The organism is Streptomyces sp. NPDC001407, assembly GCF_042895325.1.
Classification (GTDB): Bacteria; Actinomycetota; Actinomycetes; order Streptomycetales; family Streptomycetaceae; genus Streptomyces.
Genome location: NZ_JBIAWF010000017.1, coordinates 32,142 through 50,212, shown reverse-complemented (window position 1 = coordinate 50,212; position 18,071 = coordinate 32,142). Strand labels below are relative to the sequence as shown.

19 protein-coding genes are annotated in these 18,071 nt (G+C 72.5%); 13 read left to right on the top strand and 6 right to left on the bottom strand.

What is annotated here, in order from left to right; all coding sequences use genetic code 11:
• The first annotated feature begins 274 nt into the window (after positions 1-274).
• From ACFY1P_RS22995 to ACFY1P_RS22985, 3 genes are all read left to right on the top strand, one after another.
• Positions 275-1,873: an ABC-F family ATP-binding cassette domain-containing protein gene (locus tag ACFY1P_RS22995; RefSeq protein ID WP_361532484.1), complete on the top strand. Its 1,599-nt coding sequence runs from the start codon at positions 275-277 to the stop codon at positions 1,871-1,873.
• A 387-nt stretch (positions 1,874-2,260) separates the two neighbouring features.
• Positions 2,261-2,482, top strand: a complete 222-nt coding sequence (locus tag ACFY1P_RS22990) for a helix-turn-helix domain-containing protein (protein ID WP_030366669.1) — start codon at positions 2,261-2,263, stop codon at positions 2,480-2,482.
• Between the two features lie 130 nt (positions 2,483-2,612).
• Positions 2,613-3,404, top strand: coding sequence for an enoyl-CoA hydratase/isomerase family protein (locus tag ACFY1P_RS22985; protein WP_361532487.1), 792 nt, complete (start codon positions 2,613-2,615; stop codon positions 3,402-3,404).
• 34 nt (positions 3,405-3,438) lie between these two features.
• Here ACFY1P_RS22985 and ACFY1P_RS22980 read toward each other — a convergent pair whose 3' ends face one another.
• Both ACFY1P_RS22980 and ACFY1P_RS22975 read right to left on the bottom strand, forming a co-directional pair.
• Positions 3,439-4,104 (bottom strand): hypothetical protein, encoded by a 666-nt coding sequence (locus ACFY1P_RS22980; RefSeq protein WP_361532490.1) that lies wholly within the window; start codon positions 4,102-4,104, stop codon positions 3,439-3,441.
• Between the two features lie 198 nt (positions 4,105-4,302).
• On the bottom strand, positions 4,303-5,052 hold the full coding sequence (locus ACFY1P_RS22975) for a hypothetical protein (RefSeq protein ID WP_390751729.1): 750 nt from the start codon (positions 5,050-5,052) through the stop codon (positions 4,303-4,305).
• 196 nt (positions 5,053-5,248) lie between these two features.
• Between ACFY1P_RS22975 and ACFY1P_RS22970 the strand changes: the two genes are divergently transcribed.
• The 5 genes from ACFY1P_RS22970 to amaP are packed head-to-tail and all read left to right on the top strand — an operon-like array spanning position 5,249 to position 7,498.
• Positions 5,249-5,671, top strand: a complete 423-nt coding sequence (locus tag ACFY1P_RS22970; RefSeq protein WP_361532496.1) for an Asp23/Gls24 family envelope stress response protein — start codon at positions 5,249-5,251, stop codon at positions 5,669-5,671.
• A 10-nt stretch (positions 5,672-5,681) separates the two neighbouring features.
• Positions 5,682-5,873, top strand: coding sequence for a hypothetical protein (locus ACFY1P_RS22965; protein ID WP_116211088.1), 192 nt, complete (start codon positions 5,682-5,684; stop codon positions 5,871-5,873).
• A gap of 41 nt (positions 5,874-5,914) precedes the next feature.
• Positions 5,915-6,271 carry an Asp23/Gls24 family envelope stress response protein gene (locus ACFY1P_RS22960; RefSeq protein ID WP_361532499.1) on the top strand — a complete coding sequence of 119 codons (357 nt, stop codon included), beginning with the start codon at positions 5,915-5,917 and terminating at the stop codon, positions 6,269-6,271.
• A gap of 50 nt (positions 6,272-6,321) precedes the next feature.
• Entirely contained in the window at positions 6,322-6,894 is a 573-nt protein-coding gene (locus tag ACFY1P_RS22955) for a DUF6286 domain-containing protein (protein WP_390751774.1), read from the top strand.
• Positions 6,895-6,901: 7 nt separating this feature from the next.
• Positions 6,902-7,498 carry an alkaline shock response membrane anchor protein AmaP gene (amaP, locus tag ACFY1P_RS22950; protein WP_390751728.1) on the top strand — a complete coding sequence of 199 codons (597 nt, stop codon included), beginning with the start codon at positions 6,902-6,904 and terminating at the stop codon, positions 7,496-7,498.
• 468 nt (positions 7,499-7,966) lie between these two features.
• Here the strand turns inward: amaP and ACFY1P_RS22945 are convergent, their stop codons facing one another.
• The 3 genes from ACFY1P_RS22945 to ACFY1P_RS22935 are packed head-to-tail and all read right to left on the bottom strand — an operon-like array spanning position 7,967 to position 10,627.
• Positions 7,967-8,716 (bottom strand): SDR family oxidoreductase, encoded by a 750-nt coding sequence (locus ACFY1P_RS22945; protein ID WP_361535099.1) that lies wholly within the window; start codon positions 8,714-8,716, stop codon positions 7,967-7,969.
• 44 nt (positions 8,717-8,760) lie between these two features.
• Positions 8,761-9,588 carry an SURF1 family protein gene (locus ACFY1P_RS22940; RefSeq protein ID WP_361535102.1) on the bottom strand — a complete coding sequence of 276 codons (828 nt, stop codon included), beginning with the start codon at positions 9,586-9,588 and terminating at the stop codon, positions 8,761-8,763.
• Between the two features lie 46 nt (positions 9,589-9,634).
• Positions 9,635-10,627 carry a DEDDh family exonuclease gene (locus ACFY1P_RS22935; protein ID WP_390751727.1) on the bottom strand — a complete coding sequence of 331 codons (993 nt, stop codon included), beginning with the start codon at positions 10,625-10,627 and terminating at the stop codon, positions 9,635-9,637.
• 629 nt (positions 10,628-11,256) lie between these two features.
• On the opposite strand from ACFY1P_RS22935, the gene ACFY1P_RS22930 reads away from it, so the two are divergent.
• The 3 genes from ACFY1P_RS22930 to ACFY1P_RS22920 are packed head-to-tail and all read left to right on the top strand — an operon-like array spanning position 11,257 to position 13,927.
• Positions 11,257-12,159, top strand: a complete 903-nt coding sequence (locus tag ACFY1P_RS22930) for a sterol desaturase family protein (RefSeq protein ID WP_390751726.1) — start codon at positions 11,257-11,259, stop codon at positions 12,157-12,159.
• The gene (locus tag ACFY1P_RS22925; RefSeq protein ID WP_390751725.1) at positions 12,156-12,836 is read left to right on the top strand and encodes a lysoplasmalogenase family protein; all 681 of its coding nucleotides are present in this window, start codon (positions 12,156-12,158) and stop codon (positions 12,834-12,836) included. The genes ACFY1P_RS22930 and ACFY1P_RS22925 overlap by 4 nt, the downstream gene beginning before the upstream one ends.
• 32 nt (positions 12,837-12,868) lie before the next feature.
• A complete protein-coding gene (locus ACFY1P_RS22920; protein ID WP_361528212.1) occupies positions 12,869-13,927 on the top strand; it encodes a zinc-dependent alcohol dehydrogenase family protein in 1,059 nt (352 codons plus the stop codon).
• Between the two features lie 57 nt (positions 13,928-13,984).
• Here the strand turns inward: ACFY1P_RS22920 and ACFY1P_RS22915 are convergent, their stop codons facing one another.
• The gene (locus tag ACFY1P_RS22915) at positions 13,985-15,502 is read right to left on the bottom strand and encodes a S8 family serine peptidase (RefSeq protein ID WP_390751724.1); all 1,518 of its coding nucleotides are present in this window, start codon (positions 15,500-15,502) and stop codon (positions 13,985-13,987) included.
• Between the two features lie 520 nt (positions 15,503-16,022).
• On the opposite strand from ACFY1P_RS22915, the gene ACFY1P_RS22910 reads away from it, so the two are divergent.
• Positions 16,023-16,403 (top strand): DUF485 domain-containing protein, encoded by a 381-nt coding sequence (locus ACFY1P_RS22910; RefSeq protein ID WP_390751723.1) that lies wholly within the window; start codon positions 16,023-16,025, stop codon positions 16,401-16,403.
• Positions 16,400-18,016, top strand: coding sequence for a cation acetate symporter (locus ACFY1P_RS22905; RefSeq protein ID WP_361528216.1), 1,617 nt, complete (start codon positions 16,400-16,402; stop codon positions 18,014-18,016). The genes ACFY1P_RS22910 and ACFY1P_RS22905 overlap by 4 nt, the downstream gene beginning before the upstream one ends.
• Positions 18,017-18,071: the final 55 nt, after the last annotated feature.

Sequence of the window (18,071 nt, the reverse complement as noted above, 5' to 3'; positions counted from 1 at the left end):
CCGTTGTGTGCCCTTCCGGGGTGGCGTCGGGGGCACCGGCGGCCGGTCGCGCCCATGCCTACCCCCGCGGGCCGCCGGACCGCCACGGGCGCACCGGGAATTCGGGTTGCGCGCCCCCGTTAGACTGGTCCGTATGGCATTCCTCCTCGTGCATTAGACGGCGCCGGTCCCCACCCCGTCGCCCGCCCCCCGCGCGTGACCGCGCGGGTGAGCCCGCGCGCGGGTGTGTTCACCCCCGTCCCCACCGCCGTCCCTTCCGCCCAGGAGTAATTCCGTGATCACCGCCTCCGGCATCGAGCTGCGCGCCGGCGCCCGCGTCCTTATCGAGTCCGCTTCCTTCCGCATCGCCCGCGGCGACCGCATCGGTCTCGTCGGCCGCAACGGCGCGGGCAAGACGACCCTCACCAAGTGCCTGGCCGGCGAGGGCATGCCCGCCGGTGGCACCATCACCCGCTCGGGTGAGGTCGGATATCTCCCGCAGGACCCCCGCACGGGCGACCTCGACGTCCTGGCCCGCGACCGGATCCTCTCCGCCCGCGGCCTCGACTCCGTCCTGCGCAAGATGCGGGAGAACGAGGAGCGCATGGCCAACGGCAAGGGGGCCACGCGCGAGAAGGCGATGAAGAAGTACGAGCGCCTGGAGACCGAGTTCCTCACCAAGGGCGGTTACGCCGCCGAGGCGGAGGCCGCGACCATCGCCGCCAGCCTCGGCCTGCCCGACCGGATCCTCGGCCAGCCGCTGCACACGCTCTCCGGTGGTCAGCGCCGCCGCGTGGAGCTGGCCCGGATCCTCTTCTCCGACGCCGACATCCTGCTCCTCGACGAGCCCACCAACCACCTCGACGCCGACTCGATCGCCTGGCTGCGGGACTACCTCAAGACCTACCGCGGCGGCTTCATCGTGATCTCCCACGACGTCGACCTGGTCGAGACGGTCGTCAACAAGGTCTTCTACCTCGACGCGAACCGCTCCCAGATCGACGTCTACAACATGGGTTGGAAGCTCTACCAGCAGCAGCGCGAGGCCGACGAGAAGCGCCGCAAGCGCGAGCGGCAGAACGCCGAGAAGAAGGCCGCGGCCCTCAACTCGCAGGCCGACAAGATGCGCGCCAAGGCCACCAAGACGGTCGCCGCGCAGAACATGGCCAAGCGCGCCGAGAAGCTCCTCTCGGGCCTGGAGGCCGTGCGCGCCTCCGACAAGGTCGCCAAGCTCCGCTTCCCGGAGCCCGCGCCCTGCGGCAAGACCCCGCTCACCGCCGAGGGCCTGTCGAAGTCCTACGGCTCGCTGGAGATCTTCACCGACGTCGACCTGGCCATCGACAAGGGCTCGCGCGTGGTCATCCTGGGCCTCAACGGCGCGGGCAAGACCACGCTGCTGCGGCTGCTCGCCGGTGCCGAGAAGGCCGACACCGGCCAGGTCACGCCCGGCCACGGCCTCAAGCTCGGCTACTACGCCCAGGAGCACGAGACGCTCGACCCGGACCGCACGGTCCTGGAGAACATGCGCTCCTCCGCCCCCGACCTCGACCTCGTCGAGGTCCGCAAGACGCTGGGCTCCTTCCTCTTCTCCGGCGACGACGTCGACAAGCCCGCCGGCGTGCTCTCCGGTGGCGAGAAGACCCGCCTGGCCCTGGCCACCCTGGTCGTCTCCTCCGCCAACGTCCTCCTGCTGGACGAGCCCACCAACAACCTCGACCCGGCCAGCCGCGAGGAGATCCTGGGCGCGCTGCGCACCTACAAGGGCGCCGTGGTCCTGGTGACCCACGACGAGGGCGCCGTCGACGCGCTGGAGCCGGAGCGGATCATCCTGCTCCCGGACGGCGTCGAGGACCTCTGGGGCCCGGACTACGCGGACCTCGTCGCCCTCGCCTGACCCGGGCGGGCCCCGCCCCGGCGGGGCCCGCCCGGCGCTTGATCGGCGTCCGCTCGGTGCTGTCCCGATCATTCGGCCGACAGGTGATCCATCATCTGAGTGAGTAGGGCTCGTACCGCGGAGCCGTCGAGCGCTCCGGCGCACGCCCAGTGCCGTGCGCCGGGGTGTTCGCACCGCGGAACGCGAGTGCCCCGCCTGACCTGCCGCTTCGTTCCGCCACCCGTACGGCCGTACGACCGGGACTCTTCGGAATCGCCTGTTCCAAGCCCTGCCGCGGCCCGAAATCGGGGAAACCTCATCTCATGGACCTTGTCGAATGGGTGGCCAGGAGGCCGCGTAGGGGTGATCATGAGAGTCAAGAGGCGCATCTCCCATGAGGAGGCACGGGTGGCCGAGACTCTGAAGAAGGGCAGCCGGGTAACCGGCGCCGCGCGCGAAAAGCTCGCGGCAGACCTGAAGAAGAAGTACGACTCCGGTGCGAGCATCAGGGCGCTGGCCGAAGAGACCGGCCGCTCCTACGGCTTCGTCCACCGGATGCTCAGCGAATCCGGCGTGATCCTTCGCGGTCGCGGCGGAGCGACGCGCGGCAAGAAGGCCGCCTCGGCCTGACGCCACGCACCCCAAGGGCACCGTCGGTGTGGGCAGTGCCACCCGGTCGGTCGAGCAGTCGACCGGGTGGTTACTGTGCAGTCAACATAGCGCGAACAGCTGCGCGACTGCTGCCGATTCGGAGGCCCCGATGACCGCCCCCAAGACCCTGCTCGACCAGGACGGCATACAGCTCACCGTGGATGACGCGGTGGCCACCGTCACTCTCACCAACCCCGCCAAGCGCAACGCTCAGTCGCCCGCGCTGTGGCGGGGGCTGGCCGAGGCCGGACGGCTGTTGCCGGGCAGCGTGCGGGTCGTGCTGCTGCGCGCGGAAGGCAAGTCCTTCTCCGCCGGCCTCGACCGGCAGGCGTTCACCCCCGAGGGCTTCGACGGCGAGCCGTCCTTCCTCGATCTCGCGCGCGGCTCCGACGAGGCGCTCGACGCCGAGATCGCCACCTACCAGGAGGCGTTCACCTGGTGGCGGCGGAACGACATCGTCTCCATCGCCGCCGTGCAGGGCCATGCCATCGGCGCGGGCTTCCAGCTGGCGCTCGCCTGTGACCTGCGGGTCTGCGCGGACGACGTCCAGTTCGCCATGCGCGAGACCAGCCTGGGCCTGGTGCCCGACCTCACCGGCACCCATCCGCTGCTCTCACTGGTCGGCTATGCCCGCGCCCTGGAGATCTGCGCCACCGGCCGCTTCGTCCACGCGGAGGAGGCCGAGCGCACGGGGCTCGCCAACCTCGTCGTCCCGGCCGCCGAGCTCGACGCCGCCGTCCAGGACCTCGCCGCAGCCCTCCTCGCCGCGCCCCGCGACGCCGTCGTCGAGACCAAGGCCCTGCTGCGGGACGCCGCCGGACGTACGTACGAGGCGCAGCGCGCCGCCGAGCGCCAGGCCCAGGCCCGCCGGCTGCGGGACCTCGCCGGGCTGGGGGAGTGAGGCCGGGCGCGCGGGGGCCCTCGCTCCCGCGCGCTCAGCTGCGGACGCGCACCCCGTAGCGCGTCCGCAGATAGTGCAGCTCCCAGCAGGAGACGGCCGTGACCGACAACGGTCCGCCGAGGAACGCGGCGATCTTCACCAGCAGCGGCCCGTTCGGCAGCCCGTCACCGAGCGAGACGAGATTGAGCACCCAGACCAGCACCACGGTCAGCACGGCCGGGAGGGCCGCGTGCACATCGGCGGTGTTGAAGGCGTACCGCGCGGCCGCACCGGACGAGAAGTACAGGAACGCCACCATCCACAGCAGCACCGGCAGCAGTACGAGCGGCACCACCGCCGCGCCCATCATGCCGACGATCCCGCCCAGCAGCGCCACGTAATGGCCGCCCTGACTCGCGGTGTAGAGACAGGCCACCGAGGCGGCCACCGCGCCCACGTACCAGCCGACGGCCTTCAGCGGATGGCGCAGCCGGGAGCGCAGCAGCGGGCGGTGTTCCGCCGGGGCGTACCAGATGAAGCCGAGGATCACGAGCGGCCCCACCAGGATGAGGATCGCCGGGGCCATGAAGAGCTTGCTGACGCCGTCCTTGAAGACCCCGCTCCAGCCGCCGTCTATGCCGTACGTCCAGATCAGCAGGAACGAGGCCATCGCGCCGACGATGGCGCGCCCCTTCTGCACCCGGTCGATCGTCGGGTCCATGACACGTCCGGGGCCGGAGGCGGTGAAGATCGAATCGGCCTTGACCCGGGCGGACCGGAGAAAGGCGCCGAGGCATCCGCTCCGGCGGGCCGGCACGCGGGGCGCAGGCGGTGGCACCCGCGGCCCCCACTGCGGCTGGTGCGGATGCGGCTGTCTTCTCACCATCGGTAACCCCCCTTGATCAACAACCCGGGAAGTTTACCGGCGGGAAGAACCCCCGCGTCCGGCCCCGGAAGGCCGCGGCGGCCGGGCCGGGAGCACCCCCGTGACCACCGCGGCCACCGTCACCGGCCCGGACGTACGCCCCGCCAGCACTCCGGCCACGGCCGCCCGCACCTCGCTCACTGTCTCCAGGACGCGGTGCCCGTCGCTCACGGCGAGCTGCACCTGCGCGTGGAGCCTCCCCTCGCCGTCGTCCACCCGCACCGCCCGCCCGAAGAGCGGCACCAGGCCCACCACGCCCGGCACGGAGAGCACGACCCGGACGACCTCCGGATCCCCCTCGGGATCGGGAGGCTCTTCCTCCACAGCGGCCGCTCCGGCCGTCAGCACCTCCAGCAACGCCGTCGCCCGCAGGTCGACCGACTCGATCACCGCCCCGAGCGTCCCCGCGGCCACGGCCCGCACCGCCCTGCGCAATTCGTCGGCGACCACGGGCAGCGGCCGGTCGAGCGCGGCCGCGAAGTCCGCCGTCACGCACAGCGGCCCCACCGGGAGGGCGCTCGGCGGGGGCGGTACGGCGGGCCTGGCCGCGCTCGCCGGGTCGGCGAGCGAGAGCCGGAGCATGTCGAGACGGGCGTCCGGCACGGCCGTGGCCGCCGCCCGGCGCAGCGCGCCCGCCGCCGCGGACTCCACGATCCAGGCGCCGTCCGCGACGCCACCGAGCGGCAGCAGCCTGCCGGAAACGAGCTGCCGCCGTACCGCCTGTGTCCATCGGTCCGCGACCACCGTCACCTCCCAGCCGTCGGGTGGGCCATCGGCTCCAGCCTGCCGTACGCCGCGGCGCCCGCGCGGACGACTCACTCGGGCGGCGGCCCGGGCCACCGCTTCCGCGGATCTCCCGAGCGCGGCGGGTGAACCCCGCCTAAGGTGGCAAAAGGAGCCGTAGACGTTAATTCCTCCCCTGGGAGAGAGGCGATCGACGATGACCGACACCACCTCGAAGGAGACGTCGGCCGCCCCGGCCGACCGGGGCCGTACGACCATCGCCGACGGCGTCGTGGAGAAGATCGCCGGGCTCGCGGCCCGTGACGTGGTCGGCGTCCACACGATGGGCAGCGGCCTCGCGCGCACCTTCGGCGCCGTGCGGGACCGGGTGCCGGGCGGCGCCAAGTCCGTGGCCCGCGGGGTGAAGGCGGAGGTCGGTGAGGTCCAGACCGCGCTCGACCTGGAGATCGTCGTGGATTACGGCGTCGCCATCGCGGATGTCGCCCGCGCCGTGCGGGAAAACGTCATCACGGCGGTGGAACGCATGACCGGCCTGGAGGTCGTCGAGGTCAACATCGCCGTGAGCGACGTCAAGCTGCCCGATGAGGAAGACGACGAGGCGGAGCCGAGGCTCCAGTAAGGAGCGCACGATGAGCATGGCCATGGTGGGCATGATCGCCGGCATGGCGCTCGCATTCGCCGGGTACTTCGGCGGGTTCGGGGCATTCCTGCTGGTGGCGGCCCTGGGCGCGATCGGCTTCGTGGTGGGCCGCTTCCTGGACGGCGATCTGGACCCCGGCGACCTCTTCCGTTCGCGGGAGCGGGACGACCGGCGGCGGTGAGGGGCCCGTGGACCGGGTGAGGGGTGCGGTGAGGACACGTGGTGGAAGCTGCTGAGCGCGGTGCGACCCATATCGCCGACCGCGTCGTCGCGAAGATCGCTTCGCAGGCGGCGCGCGAGGCACTGCGCGGCACGGAGCCGGGGGCGGGCGACCCCGAGGGGGAGGACCGCAGGCCCCCGTACGCCACCGTGGCCGTGCGCGACGACTCCGCGCGCGTACGGGTCTCGGTGGAGCTCGGCTATCCCTCGGACATCCGCGCGCAGTGCGGTGCGGTACGCCGCCGGATCACCGAGCGCGTAGGGGAGTTGGCGGGCATGGACGTGCCCGAGGTGGCCGTCACCGTCGAGCGGCTGCACTCGGCGCACACACGGCGCGCGGGGCGGGAGAGGGTGCTGTGAGCGGGGACGGACTCGACACCGAGTACACCGAGGACACCGCACCACCGGCGGTGGAAGCCGCCGCGACACCGGGCGACGCGGGCCGCGCCGGACGGTTCTGGTCCAGGCGGCGGCTGCCCGCCGCCCTGGTCGCCGCGGCGGTGCTTGCCGCCGCCGGGCTCTTCCTCTACGACGTGGCCGCCGTCCGCGCCCACCGGCCCGCCATGGGCTGGCGCCGGCACCTCGCCCACGAACTGGCCACCCGGCAGCTCGCCGACGCCTGGGTCGTCACCGGCGCGGCCGTCGCCGTGCTCGCCGGGCTGTGGCTGATCGTGCTCGCCGCCACCCCGGGGCTGCGCCGCGTGCTGCCCATGCGCCGCGGCGCTCCCGACGTACGGGCCGGGCTCGACCGCCGGGCGGCGGCGCTCGTCCTCCGGGACCGCGCGATGGAGATCTCCGGCGTGCAGTCCGTGCGCGTCGACGTCGGCCGCCGCCGGATCCGGGCCCGCGCCGTCTCCCACTTCCGCGACCTGGACGACGTACGCGACGACCTGGGCACCGTACTGGCCGACGGGGTACGGCAGTTGGGCCTCGCCCGGAGCCCCGGGCTCTCCGTGCACGTGCGACGACCGGTGAAGAGGTGAACGCGCGGTGTTGAGGACCGTCAACCGGGTGCTGATGGGTCTGGCCGGGGCCGTGCTCGTCGCGCTCGGCGCCGCCGTGCTCGTCGGCTCGCTGGACCTGCAACGCCGCTGGCACTTCTCCCTGCCGTCCGCCTGGCCCTTCGACAGCCCGCACGACGTGCTGCTCGGCGAGTCCGCGCGGCGGAAGTGGCGGGCGGAGGGCTGGTGGTGGCCCGCGGTGATCGCCGGGCTGGCCGTCGTCGTGCTGCTCGCCCTGTGGTGGCTGCTGGCACAGCTGCGCCGGCGCCGGCTGCACGAGGTGCTGGTGGACAGCGGCGGGGGTGAGGCGGCGGTCGTCCGCGGCCGCGCACTGGAAGAGGTGCTCTCCGCGGAGGCGGAGTCCCTGCCCGGAGTCGACCGCGCCCTGGTCCTCCTCTCAGGCCGCCGCTCGTCACCCGAGGCGACGGTCTCCCTGACCCTCGCGCCTCACGCGTCACCGTCGGCGGCGCTGACGGCTCTGGACGGTGAGGTGCTGGCGCATGCGCGGGCGTCCACCGGTCTCGAACGGCTGCCGGCGCGGGTCCGCTTGGGTGGGGTGCGGCATCGGGCGGAGCGGGTGGAGTGACCGGGGGGTTGTTCCCCAGCCCCGGGTGCGGGCCGGTCGCGCCTGCGGCGGGCTTTGTTCCCCTGCCCCGCCCCTTCCCGGCTGCGTCTGATGTGCGGCTCCGCCGCGTGGGGGGCGTGCCCCAGGCCCCCGGGCGTGGGTCGGTTGGCGCCTGCGGCGCGTTGTTCCCCTACCCCGCCCCTTCCCGAAACTGGGGCTTCGCCCCAGACCCCGGACCGCGCTTGGCGCGGTGTCCTCAAACGCCGGACGGGCTGGAATTCACGGACCGTGGCTCGTAAGCCTGCGGGCCGCAGGAATGGGGACTACGGTCCGCACATTCAGCCCGTCCGGCGTTTGAGGACGCGCCCGTAGGGCGCTGGGGTCCGGGGTCTCCCCCCACGCGGCGGAGCCGCACATCAGACGCAGCCGGGAACAAAGCGCCGCACCCGGCAACGGGCCCGCACCCGAAACGGAAGGGGCAGCAGCCTGCTAAGGAAGCACGCCGCCATCCACCGGCAGCATCACCCCCGTCAAATACGACGCCGCAGGCGAAAGCAGGAACGCCGCCGCCCGCCCGAACTCCTCCGGAGCGCCGTACCGCCGCAGCGGAATCGTCGCCTCACTCTCCGCACGTACCCCCGCCGCGTCCCCCGAGAGAGCGTCCAGCTCGCGCACGCGGTCCGTGTCGATGCGTCCGGGGAGCAGGCCGATCACGCGGATGCCGCGCGGGCCCACCTCCTGGGAGAGGGACTTCGCGAAGCCGGCGAGGCCCGGGCGGAGGCCGTTGGAGATGGTCAGGCCCGGGATGGGCTGACGGACCGAGCCGGAGAGGACGAAGCCGATCACGCCGCCGTCGGAGAGTTCGGCCGCGGCCGTGCGGGCCGTGCGGACGGCGCCGAGGAAGACGGATTCGAAGGCGGCCCGCCACTGCTCGTCGGTGTTGTCCGCCGCGGAACCGGGCGGCGGGCCGCCCACGCTGATGAGGATGCCGTCGAAGCCGCCGAACCGCTCGCGCGCGGTGGCGACGAGGCGGGCGGCGGCCCCGGGGTCCGCGTTGTCCGCGGCGACGCCGAACGCGCCGGGACCCAGCTCCTCCGCGGCGGCCGCCACGGACTTCTCGTCCCGCCCGGTGATCACCACCTTCGCACCGTCGGCGACGAGTTGCCGGGCCGTGGCGTTGCCCAGGCCGCGGCTCGCGCCGGTGAGTACGTACACCCGGTCGTGCAGTCCAAGATCCATGCGCTCAGTCTGCCGTGCCCGGTCCGGGAGGGCGAGGGGCCGGACTACTCGGCGGCGGGGGCCGTCCCGACCGCCTCGGGGTCGGGGCCGCCCGCGGACTGCGCGGCCTTCGCCGCCTTGGCGGCCTCCGCGTCCCGGTCCTTGCGCTCGCGACGGACCAGGATCACCCAGCCGACGGGCACGAACGCGGCGAACAGCCACCACTGCACCGCATAGGCCATGTGCGGGCCGATGCTGTCGTGGTCGGGCTCGGGCACGAGCTCGGGGCCCTTGTCGCCCGGGTCGGGCGCGGTGAGCTCGACATAGCCGCCGAGCACCGGCCGGCCGAGGGCCCGCGCCTGGGTCTGGCTGTTGATGCGCATGACCTGGCGGGGCGGCAGACCCTTGGTGTTCTTGATGCCGCTGGAGTCCGTCTCGTCCGCCTTGAGGCGGCCCGTGACGGAGACCTTGCCGGAGGGCGGCGCGGGGACCGCGGGGAACTTCGTCAGGTCGTCACCCGGCGGGATCCAGCCGCGGTTGACGATGAGGGTCTGCCCGTCGTCCGTGACCAGCGGGGTGAGGACGTAATAGCCCTGCCGCTGGCCGTCCTTGTCGGTCCGCTGCCGGACCACGACCTCGTCCTTGGTGTCGTACGTCCCGTGGGCCGTGACCCGCCGCCACACGTCCTCGCCCGGCACCGGCCGGCCGGGCTTCGTCAGCTGGGTGACGGGAACCGGCTCGGCGGTCAGGCTGCGGGCCACCAGGTCGTTGTGCGCGACCCGGTTCTCATGGCGGTGGAACTGCCAGAAGCCCAGTTTGATCATCACCGGGATGAGGACGAGCCCCACGAGCGTGAGGATCACCCACTGCCGGGACAGCAGGAAGCGGTACACGCATTTGACGGTACCTGGCGGGGTTCGCCCCCCGGGCATCGGGTGCTTATTTGCCCTCGCGCGCCGGGACCACATGCAGCAGGAGCTGCATGAACGCCGCCTCGTCGATCACCGGGGTGCCGAAGGAACGCGCCTTCGCGGTCTTGGAGGTGAGGGAGCCCGGGTCATTGGTCACCAGCAGGCTGGTGAGCCGGGACACGCTGGTGGCGATGTGCAGCCCCGCCTCGATGGCCCGGTCCTCCAGCAGCTCGCGGTCGACCGAGGTGTCACCCGAGATCGCCACCCGCATGCCCTGAATGAGCTGTTCGCCCTCTTTGTACCTGCCGGGGTTGGGGTACGGGCACGCCGGGCGCTTGCGGCTCTGCCGCCAGGTCCCCGAGCGGTACGACGGCTGGTAGCCGATGCTCGCGGAGCGCGTCGGGGCGGGCGCGTCGGACCACTCGGTCAGCGGCTGGCAGGCCAGCAGCGGCAGCCGCAGCCCGGTCTCGGCGGCGAGCCGCAGGCTGGGGCGGAAGGTCTCGGCGAGCACGCGCGCGTCGTCGAGGGCGTGGTGGGCGCGCTGCTGCACGACGCCGTAGTGCGCGGCGAGCGACTCCAGCTTGTGGTTGGGCAGCGGCAGCCCCAGCTCCTTGGAGAGCGCGATGGTGCACAGCCGCTGCCGCACGGGGGCGGTGACGTTCGCCCGCGCGTACTCCCGGGCGAGCATCGACCAGTCGAACGCCGCGTTGTGCGCGACGAGCACCCGCCCGTCCAGCCGCTTCGCCAGCTCGTCGGCGATCTCGGGGAAGAGCGGCGCGTCCGCGAGGACTTCGGTCGTGAGCCCGTGGATCCACACCGGCCCGGGGTCACGCTGCGGGTTGACCAGCGTGTACCACTGGTCCTCCACCTGCCCCCGCGCGTCCAGCTGATAGACGGCGGCCGACACTATCCGGTCGTCACGGGCGAGCCCGGTGGTCTCCACGTCGACGACCGCATACCCCTCGGGATACGCGGCCGGCCACGGGGTCGGCGATTCGTCGGCGGCACGGTCTACGAGCATGGTCACAGAGAATACGGGGCCGCACTGACAGCGTGGGTGGAGTGGGGCGGGAATGGGGTGGGTTGGGAGTTGCGAGGGTGATTTGGGTCACCCGTAAGGGCGTCGGATGTGGAGGCGGTCCGGGGGAAGAGGTGGGTGCCTTCGACGGGGATGTCACGGATGGTGATCTTGAGCTGGCCCAGGTGGGCGAGTGGGGTGAGGTCGGCGGCGCCCCCTGGAGCTCCCCAGCCAGAGCTCTTGCGGTCTCTGGTGACGTACAAGCGTCTCGGTCCGGAGATCCGACGGGCGTCGCCGCGGCCTGGCCGCGCGGCGTGGGGTGGGGGAGGCGGCCAACTCCTCGACGAGCCACGTGGTTTGCCGCTCGCTCATCCGCTCCGGCCGTGTGCCGACGGGGCTCTTCGCGAGCGGCGACTTGGCGAGCGTGCTCGCGACCGTGGCGGCGAGCCGCACGAGCAGCGGTTCCAGTCCGTGCATCCTGACGCACCCCTCCCCGAGGCCGCGTGAAGCCGCGTGGACCAGTATTCGCCCCCGGTCCGCCCCCGGTCGGCGGAACCCTCGGTAACGGTCGTGAGTAACCCGTGGGTAACAACCCCTAGCGCCCCACCCGGCGGCGCGTTTATCGTGCCGCCATGCCGCACCTTCCCGATGTCGTGCTGTGGTCCATACCCGCCTTCCTCCTGCTCACCGCCCTGGAGTTGGTGAGCTACCGCCTGCATCCCGCCGAGGAGAGCGGGGCCGCGGGGTACGAGGCCAAGGACGCGGCCACCAGCATCGGCATGGGGCTGGGCAGCCTCGTCTTCGACGCGCTGTGGAAGATCCCGATCGTCGCCGTCTACACCGCGGTCTACGAACTCACCCCGCTGCGCGTGCCCGTGCTCTGGTGGACGCTGCCGCTGATGCTGCTCGCCCAGGACTTCTTCTACTACTGGTCCCACCGCGGGCACCACGTCGTGCGGATCCTGTGGGCGTGCCACGTGGTGCACCACTCCAGCCGGAAGTTCAACCTCACCACAGCGCTGCGCCAGCCGTGGACCACGCTCACCGTGTGGCCGTTCTACCTGCCGATGATCGCGCTGGGGGTGCACCCGGCGGCGCTGGCGTTCTGCTCGTCGGTCAACCTCGTCTATCAGTTCTGGGTGCACACCGAGCGCGTACGGAAGCTGCCGCGGCCCTTCGAGTACGTCCTCAACACGGCGTCCCACCACCGGGTGCACCACGCCTCTCAAGGCGGCTATCTCGACCGCAACTTCGGCGGCATCCTCATCGTCTGGGACCGGCTCTTCGGCTCCTTCGTGCCGGAGGTGGAGCCGCCCGTCTACGGGCTGACCAAGAACATCGACACCTACAACCCGCTGCGCGTGGCCACCCACGAATACGCGGCCATCCTCCGCGACCTGCGGGCCGCGCGGAGCTGGCGGGAGCGGGCCGGGCGGGTGTTCGGGGGGCCCGGCTGGCAGCCGGAGGCGCCCCCGCGGGCGCCCGAGCGGCAGGCCGGGGCCCCACCGGCCCGCGCCCACGAGCGGGCCGCGTGAGCGGCGGCCGTCGGGCCCGCGCGCTCCAGGCCGCCTTCCTCGCCGTCGCCGCCGCCCACCTCTGCGCGCTGCTCGCGGGCTCGGGCCTCGCGCCCGTCACCAAGCCCGCGCTCATGCCGCTCCTCGCGGCGAGCGTGCTCGCGCGCGGCGGGCCGCGGCTGCTCGCCGGGGCACTGCTGTTCGGCTGCGGCGGCGACACCCTGCTGGGCATCGGCGGTGACACCGTCTTCCTGCTCGGCATGGCCTCCTTCGCCGCCGGGCACGTCTGCTACCTCACGCTCTGCTCCCGGCACGGCAGCCCGGGCGGCGGGCGGACGTACGCGCTGGCCGGGGCGTACGGCGCGGCCTGGCTCGGCACGGTGGCGCTGCTGTGGCCCGACCTGGAGGCGCGGCTGCGGATCCCTGTCGCGCTCTACAGCCTGCTGCTGACCGCGATGGCGCTCGGCGCGACCCGCGCCCGGCCGCTGACCGCGGCGGGCGGGCTGCTGTTCCTGCTGTCGGACACGCTCCTCGCCACCGGCCTCGCCGACTGGCCGCAGGCGCCGGTGCCCCAGTTCTGGGTCATGCTGACCTATCTCGCGGCGCAGTTCCTGCTGGTGGAGGGGCTCCTCAGGACGGTGCCCGCGGCTGCGGCGCCGGCGGTCCCCGCGTACGGTGAGATGCGTACGACCTCCTGAGCACGACGACTTGAGCCGGCAAGGACAGCATCATGCGCGCGACCACCATCCACGCCCCCCACGACATCCGGGTCGAGGACGTCCCGGACCCCCGGATCCAGCGGCCCGGGGACGCGATCGTGCGGGTGATGCGGGCCTGCATCTGCGGCAGCGACCTGTGGGCCTACCGCGGTGAGGCGGCCCGGGAGCCCGGGCAGCGCATCGGTCACGAGTTCCTCGGCATGGTCATGGAGACGGGGTCCGAGGTGACCTCGCTCAAGCCGGGAGAGCTCGTCGTCGCGCCCTTCATGTGGTCGGACGGCGTGTGCGACTTCTGCGCCGAGGGGCTGACGACCTCCTGCGAGCACGGCGGCTTCTGGGGCGAGCCGGGCTCCGACGGCGGCCAGGGCGAGGCCGTCCGCGTGCCGTTCGCCGAGGCCACGCTGGTCCGCATCCCCGCCGAGCTGGCCCCCGACACCCCGTACGGCGACAGCCGGCTGCTGGACGCGGTGCTCACGCTCTCCGACGTGATGGGCACCGGCCACCACGCGGCGCTGGGCGCGGGCGTGCGGCCCGGGGCCACGGTCGCCGTGGTCGGTGACGGCGCGGTCGGCCTGTGCGCCGTGCTCGCGGCCAAGCGGCTCGGCGCCGAGCGGATCATCGCGCTCGGCCGGCACGAGGCGCGGACCGCCATCGCGCGGAAGTTCGGCGCCACCGACGTGGTCGCGGAGCGCGGGGAGGCGGCGGTGGCCGCGGTGCGGGAGCTGACGCGCGGCCAGGGCGCGCACGCCGTGATCGAGGCGGTCGGCACCGAGCAGTCGATGCGGACGGCGCTGGGCATCACCCGGCCCGGCGGCGCCGTCGGTTACGTCGGCGTCCCGCACGGCAGCGGCAGCGGCCTCGACCTCCGGCTGATGTTCGACAACAACATCGCCGTCCGCGGCGGCGTCGCGCCCGTCCGCAGCTACATCCCCGAGCTGCTCCCGGACGTCCTGGACGGCACGATCGACCCGTCGCCGGTCTTCGACCTGACGGTGGACCTCGACGGTGTGCCGGACGGCTACCGCGCGATGGAGGACCGTACGGCCCTGAAGGTGCTGATCAAGCCCTGACGTGAGGTGCGGGCCGGACGGGCCCGGCGAGGCGGGCCCGTCCGGCGGACGGGCGCCTCAGTCCTGGACCGCGGCCAGGGCGTCGACGATGCCGTAGCCGTAGTAGCCGTTCACCTGCGGAGTCCCGGCGCAGGCCGTATCGGCCGCCGCGCAGCCGGGGTTGTGCGCCTGCGCCTTGAGGATCCACTGGATCTCCTGCGGCGTCGACCGCGGGTGCGTGCTCTTCAGCAGCGCCGCCACGCCGGCCACGTGCGGGCCGGCCATCGAGGTGCCCTGGAGGAAGCCGTAGTCGCCGCCGGGCAGCGTGGAGAGGATGCGGCCGTCCTTGCCCGGCAGCTCGGGCAGCTGGTACTTGTCACCGCCGGGCGCCGCCACGTCGATCTGGCCCAGGCCGTAGTTGGAGTAGTACGCCTTCGCCGACTTCGCTCCCGTCGCGGCGACGGTGATGACCCCGGGGAGCTGCGCGGGGACGTCGAGGCAGACCGAAGGGTCGATCTTGCGGGTCAGCGGCGGCTTGGTGTCGTTGGGGCTGGACGCGTCGGTGAGCTCCTTGGCGGCCAGGTCGAAGTTCGAGTTGCCCGCGGAGGCGACGTTGACCGTGCCCTTGCTCTCGGCGTACTTCGTGGCGCGGCCGATGGACTCGGCTATGGCCTTCTGGTCCGGGTCGTCCGTGCAGTTGAACATCCACGGGTCGACGTAATAGCTGTTGTTCGTCACCGCGATGCCGTGGTCCGCGGCGAAGACGAACGCGCAGACCACGCTCTCCGCGTAGAAGGAACTGGTCTTCGGCTGGGAGACCTTGATGGCGGAGACCTTCACGCCCGGCGCGACACCGGCCACGCCGATGCCGTTGCGGGCGGCGGCTATCGTGCCCGCCACGTGCGTGCCGTGGTAGTCCTTCGCCGGGTCGAAGGGGCGCCAGGCGCCGGGACTGGTGTCGGCCTTGCCGCTGACGCAGCTCGCGGACTGGCTCTTCGAGAAGTTCGGGGCGAGGTCGGGGTGGGTGTCGTCCACGCCGGTGTCGATGACCCCGACGGTGACCTTCCGGCTGCCGCCGTCGACCTTCGCCGCCTCGTCGGCCTTGATGGCGGGCAGGTCCCACTGGAGGCCCTCCAGGGGCTCCTTGCCGGAGGCGAGCGAGCGGGAGGCGCTCAGGGCGCTGCTTTGGGGAGGCCGCACCTTCTCGGGCGGGCCGACGTCGGTGGTGGCGGCCGGGACGATCGGCGCGGTGCGGGTGGCGCCCGCGGACTGCACGCCCGGTACGGTCCGCAGCGCCGCGGCGAAGCCGGGGTTCGCGGAGTGGGCGACGATCACGCCTATGCGCTCGTAGGAGGTCAGCACGCTGCCCCCGGCCGCGGCGACCGCCTTGTGCACCCGGGCGACGGTGGCCCGGTCCGCGGTGGTGTTGACGACGTACGACAGCACGGGCCCGTCCGTGGTGACGGGGGTCTTCGCCGGCGGCGTGCCCTGCGGGGCGGCCGAGGCCGTACCGGGGAGGAAGCCGAGCGAGGCGGTGAGGGCGAGCCCCGCGGGGAGGGTCAGCAGGCGGCGACGTCTGGAACGCGGGTGAGCCATGGGTTCTCCACATCATCCGAAAACCGCCGTGCGCCTGCCGCGCACGGACGGGTACATGACGAGTGAAGCTAGCGCCGACCCCGGCGCCGGGCAATGATCCGCCCGCACAACGCCCCGATGACGCCGCTCTCCGACGCCATATGACGCTTCGTCAGGGCGGTGGCGGCAGGCTCGGGTCGCGCAACCCGTCGTAGCTCAGCGGGGGCAGCGGTACCCGTGGCCCGTACCAGCGGCCCGAGCGCGGGATCGTGGCCGACCGCCCGGCCGGCACCGCCGCTATGGGGGCCGTCAACCTGACGATCCCGAACGGCCGTCGACCCGGGGGCGGCGGGGGAGGAAGTGGCGCATCGCTCACACCAGGGTCAACGAGGGTGCGGGCAGCCGGTGTCGCACCGCGCGCCCGCCCGCCCCGAATTCACCGGCGCTCCCCCTGTCGCATACTGCGACCTGCCTCTACGATGCGTGATCCAGATCACAGGTCAACGGTTCGCGCCTTCGTGCCACCCCATCAGGAGAGACCGTGGATACCGCACCCACCACCGCCCAGGAACCGGACGAGCCGGGCAGCCCCGACCTCGCCGTCTCCTCCGCCGAGCCCGACCCCTATCTCGCGATGCAGGCGACCCCGGAATTCGCCGAACTGCGCGGCGCCCAGCGCTCGTTCGCCTTCCCTCTCACCATCGCCTTCATCGCCTGGTACCTGCTCTACGTCCTGCTCTCCAACTACGCGGGCGGCTTCATGGGCACCAAGGTCGTCGGCAACATCAACGTCGCCTTCGTCCTCGGCCTCGCCCAGTTCCTCACCACCTTCCTGATCGCCTGGTGGTACTCCCGGCACGCCGCCGCGAAGCTCGACCCCCGCTCCGAGGCCCTGCGCACCCGCCTGGAGGCAGGGGAATGATCACCGACCTCGCCGCGGGCGCGGCCAGCGACCACCGCACGCTGATCATCACGCTCTTCTCCGTCTTCGTCGCCGCGACCCTCGGCATCACCGTCTGGGCCGGCCGGCAGACCAAGGACGCCACCGACTTCTACGCGGGTGGCCGCTCCTTCACCGGCTTCCAGAACGGCCTGGCCATCTCCGGTGACTACATGTCCGCCGCGTCCTTCCTCGGCATCGCCGGCGCCATCGCGCTCTTCGGCTACGACGGCTTCCTCTACTCCATCGGCTTCCTCGTCGCCTGGCTCGTCGCCCTGCTCCTGGTCGCCGAACCGCTGCGCAACTCCGGCCGCTTCACCATGGCCGACGTGCTCGCCCACCGGCTCAGGCAGCGGCCCGTGCGCACCGCCGCGGGCACCTCCACCATCGTCGTCTCGATCTTCTACCTGCTGGCCCAGATGGTCGGGGCGGGCGCGCTGGTCGCCCTGCTCCTCGGCGCCACCGGCGAGGGCTCGCGCCGCTGGATCATCGGCCTGGTCGGCCTCGTCATGGTGCTGTACGTGACCATCGGCGGCATGAAGGGCACCACGTGGGTGCAGATCGTCAAGGCGGTCATGCTCATCGCGGGCACCCTGCTCATCACGATTCTCGTGCTCAACAAGTTCGACTGGAACGTCTCCACCCTCCTCGGCGAGGCGGCCAAGGAGAGCGGCAAGGGCAGAGCCTTCCTGGAACCGGGATTGCAGTACGGCAAGGACAGCACCTCCAAGCTCAACTTCATCTCGCTCGGCCTCGCCCTCGTCCTCGGCACCGCAGGGCTCCCGCACATCCTCATCCGCTTCTACACCGTGCCCACCGCCAAGGCCGCGCGGAAGTCCGTGAACTGGGCCATCGGCATCATCGGCGCTTTCTATCTGATGACCATCGCGCTGGGCTTCGGTGCCGCGGCCCTGGTCGGCCCCAAGGCGATCACCGCGTCCAACGAGTCCGGCAACACCGCGGCCCCGCTGCTCGCCCAGGAGATCGGCGGTGGCGCCGGCACCACCGGTGGCGCGGTGCTCCTCGCCGTCATCTCCGCCGTCGCCTTCGCGACCATCCTCGCCGTGGTCGCGGGCCTCACCCTCGCCTCCTCGGCCTCCTTCGCCCACGACCTGTGGGCCAACGTCATCCGCAAGGGCCGCACCAGCGAGAAGGAGGAGATCCTCACCGCCAAGTGCGCGGCCGTCGTCATCGGCGCGATCTCCATCGTCCTCGGCATCTTCGCCCACCGCCTGAACGCGGCCGCGCTCGTGGCCCTGGCCTTCGCCGTCGCCGCGTCCGCCAACCTCCCCACGATCCTCTACAGCCTCTTCTGGAAGCGCTTCACCACCCAGGGCGCCCTGTGGTCGATCTACGGCGGGCTGATCTCCTCGGTCACCCTGGTGATCATCTCCCCGGTGGTCTCCGGCAACCCCAAGGCGCTCTTCCCCGGCATGAGCTTCGACTACTTCCCGCTCGGCAACCCCGGCCTGGTCTCCATCCCGCTGGGCTTCCTGCTCGGCTGGCTGGGCTCGCTGCTCTCCAAGGAGCAGCCGGACCCGCGGAAGTACGCGGAGCTGGAGGTCCGCGCCCTCACCGGCCACGGCGCGCACTGACCCCGGCCCACCCGGCGGCCCCTCGTCCCGGCAGGGACCGTACGCCTCCTCCCGG

Bases quoted from the DNA above. Each gene is read 5' to 3' on its own strand.
- ACFY1P_RS22935 (WP_390751727.1), bottom strand. From the start codon at position 10,627: ATGCTCGTAGACCGTGCCGCCGACGAATCGCCGACCCCGTGGCCGGCC.
- ACFY1P_RS22920 (WP_361528212.1), top strand. From the start codon at position 12,869: ATGCGCGCGACCACCATCCACGCCCCCCACGACATCCGGGTCGAGGAC.
- ACFY1P_RS22965 (WP_116211088.1), top strand. From the start codon at position 5,682: ATGAGCATGGCCATGGTGGGCATGATCGCCGGCATGGCGCTCGCATTC.
- ACFY1P_RS22985 (WP_361532487.1), top strand. From the start codon at position 2,613: ATGACCGCCCCCAAGACCCTGCTCGACCAGGACGGCATACAGCTCACC.
- ACFY1P_RS22945 (WP_361535099.1), bottom strand. From the start codon at position 8,716: ATGGATCTTGGACTGCACGACCGGGTGTACGTACTCACCGGCGCGAGC.
- ACFY1P_RS22970 (WP_361532496.1), top strand. From the start codon at position 5,249: ATGACCGACACCACCTCGAAGGAGACGTCGGCCGCCCCGGCCGACCGG.
- ACFY1P_RS22930 (WP_390751726.1), top strand. From the start codon at position 11,257: ATGCCGCACCTTCCCGATGTCGTGCTGTGGTCCATACCCGCCTTCCTC.
- ACFY1P_RS22915 (WP_390751724.1), bottom strand. From the start codon at position 15,502: ATGGCTCACCCGCGTTCCAGACGTCGCCGCCTGCTGACCCTCCCCGCG.
- ACFY1P_RS22905 (WP_361528216.1), top strand. From the start codon at position 16,400: ATGATCACCGACCTCGCCGCGGGCGCGGCCAGCGACCACCGCACGCTG.
- ACFY1P_RS22980 (WP_361532490.1), bottom strand. From the start codon at position 4,104: ATGGACCCGACGATCGACCGGGTGCAGAAGGGGCGCGCCATCGTCGGC.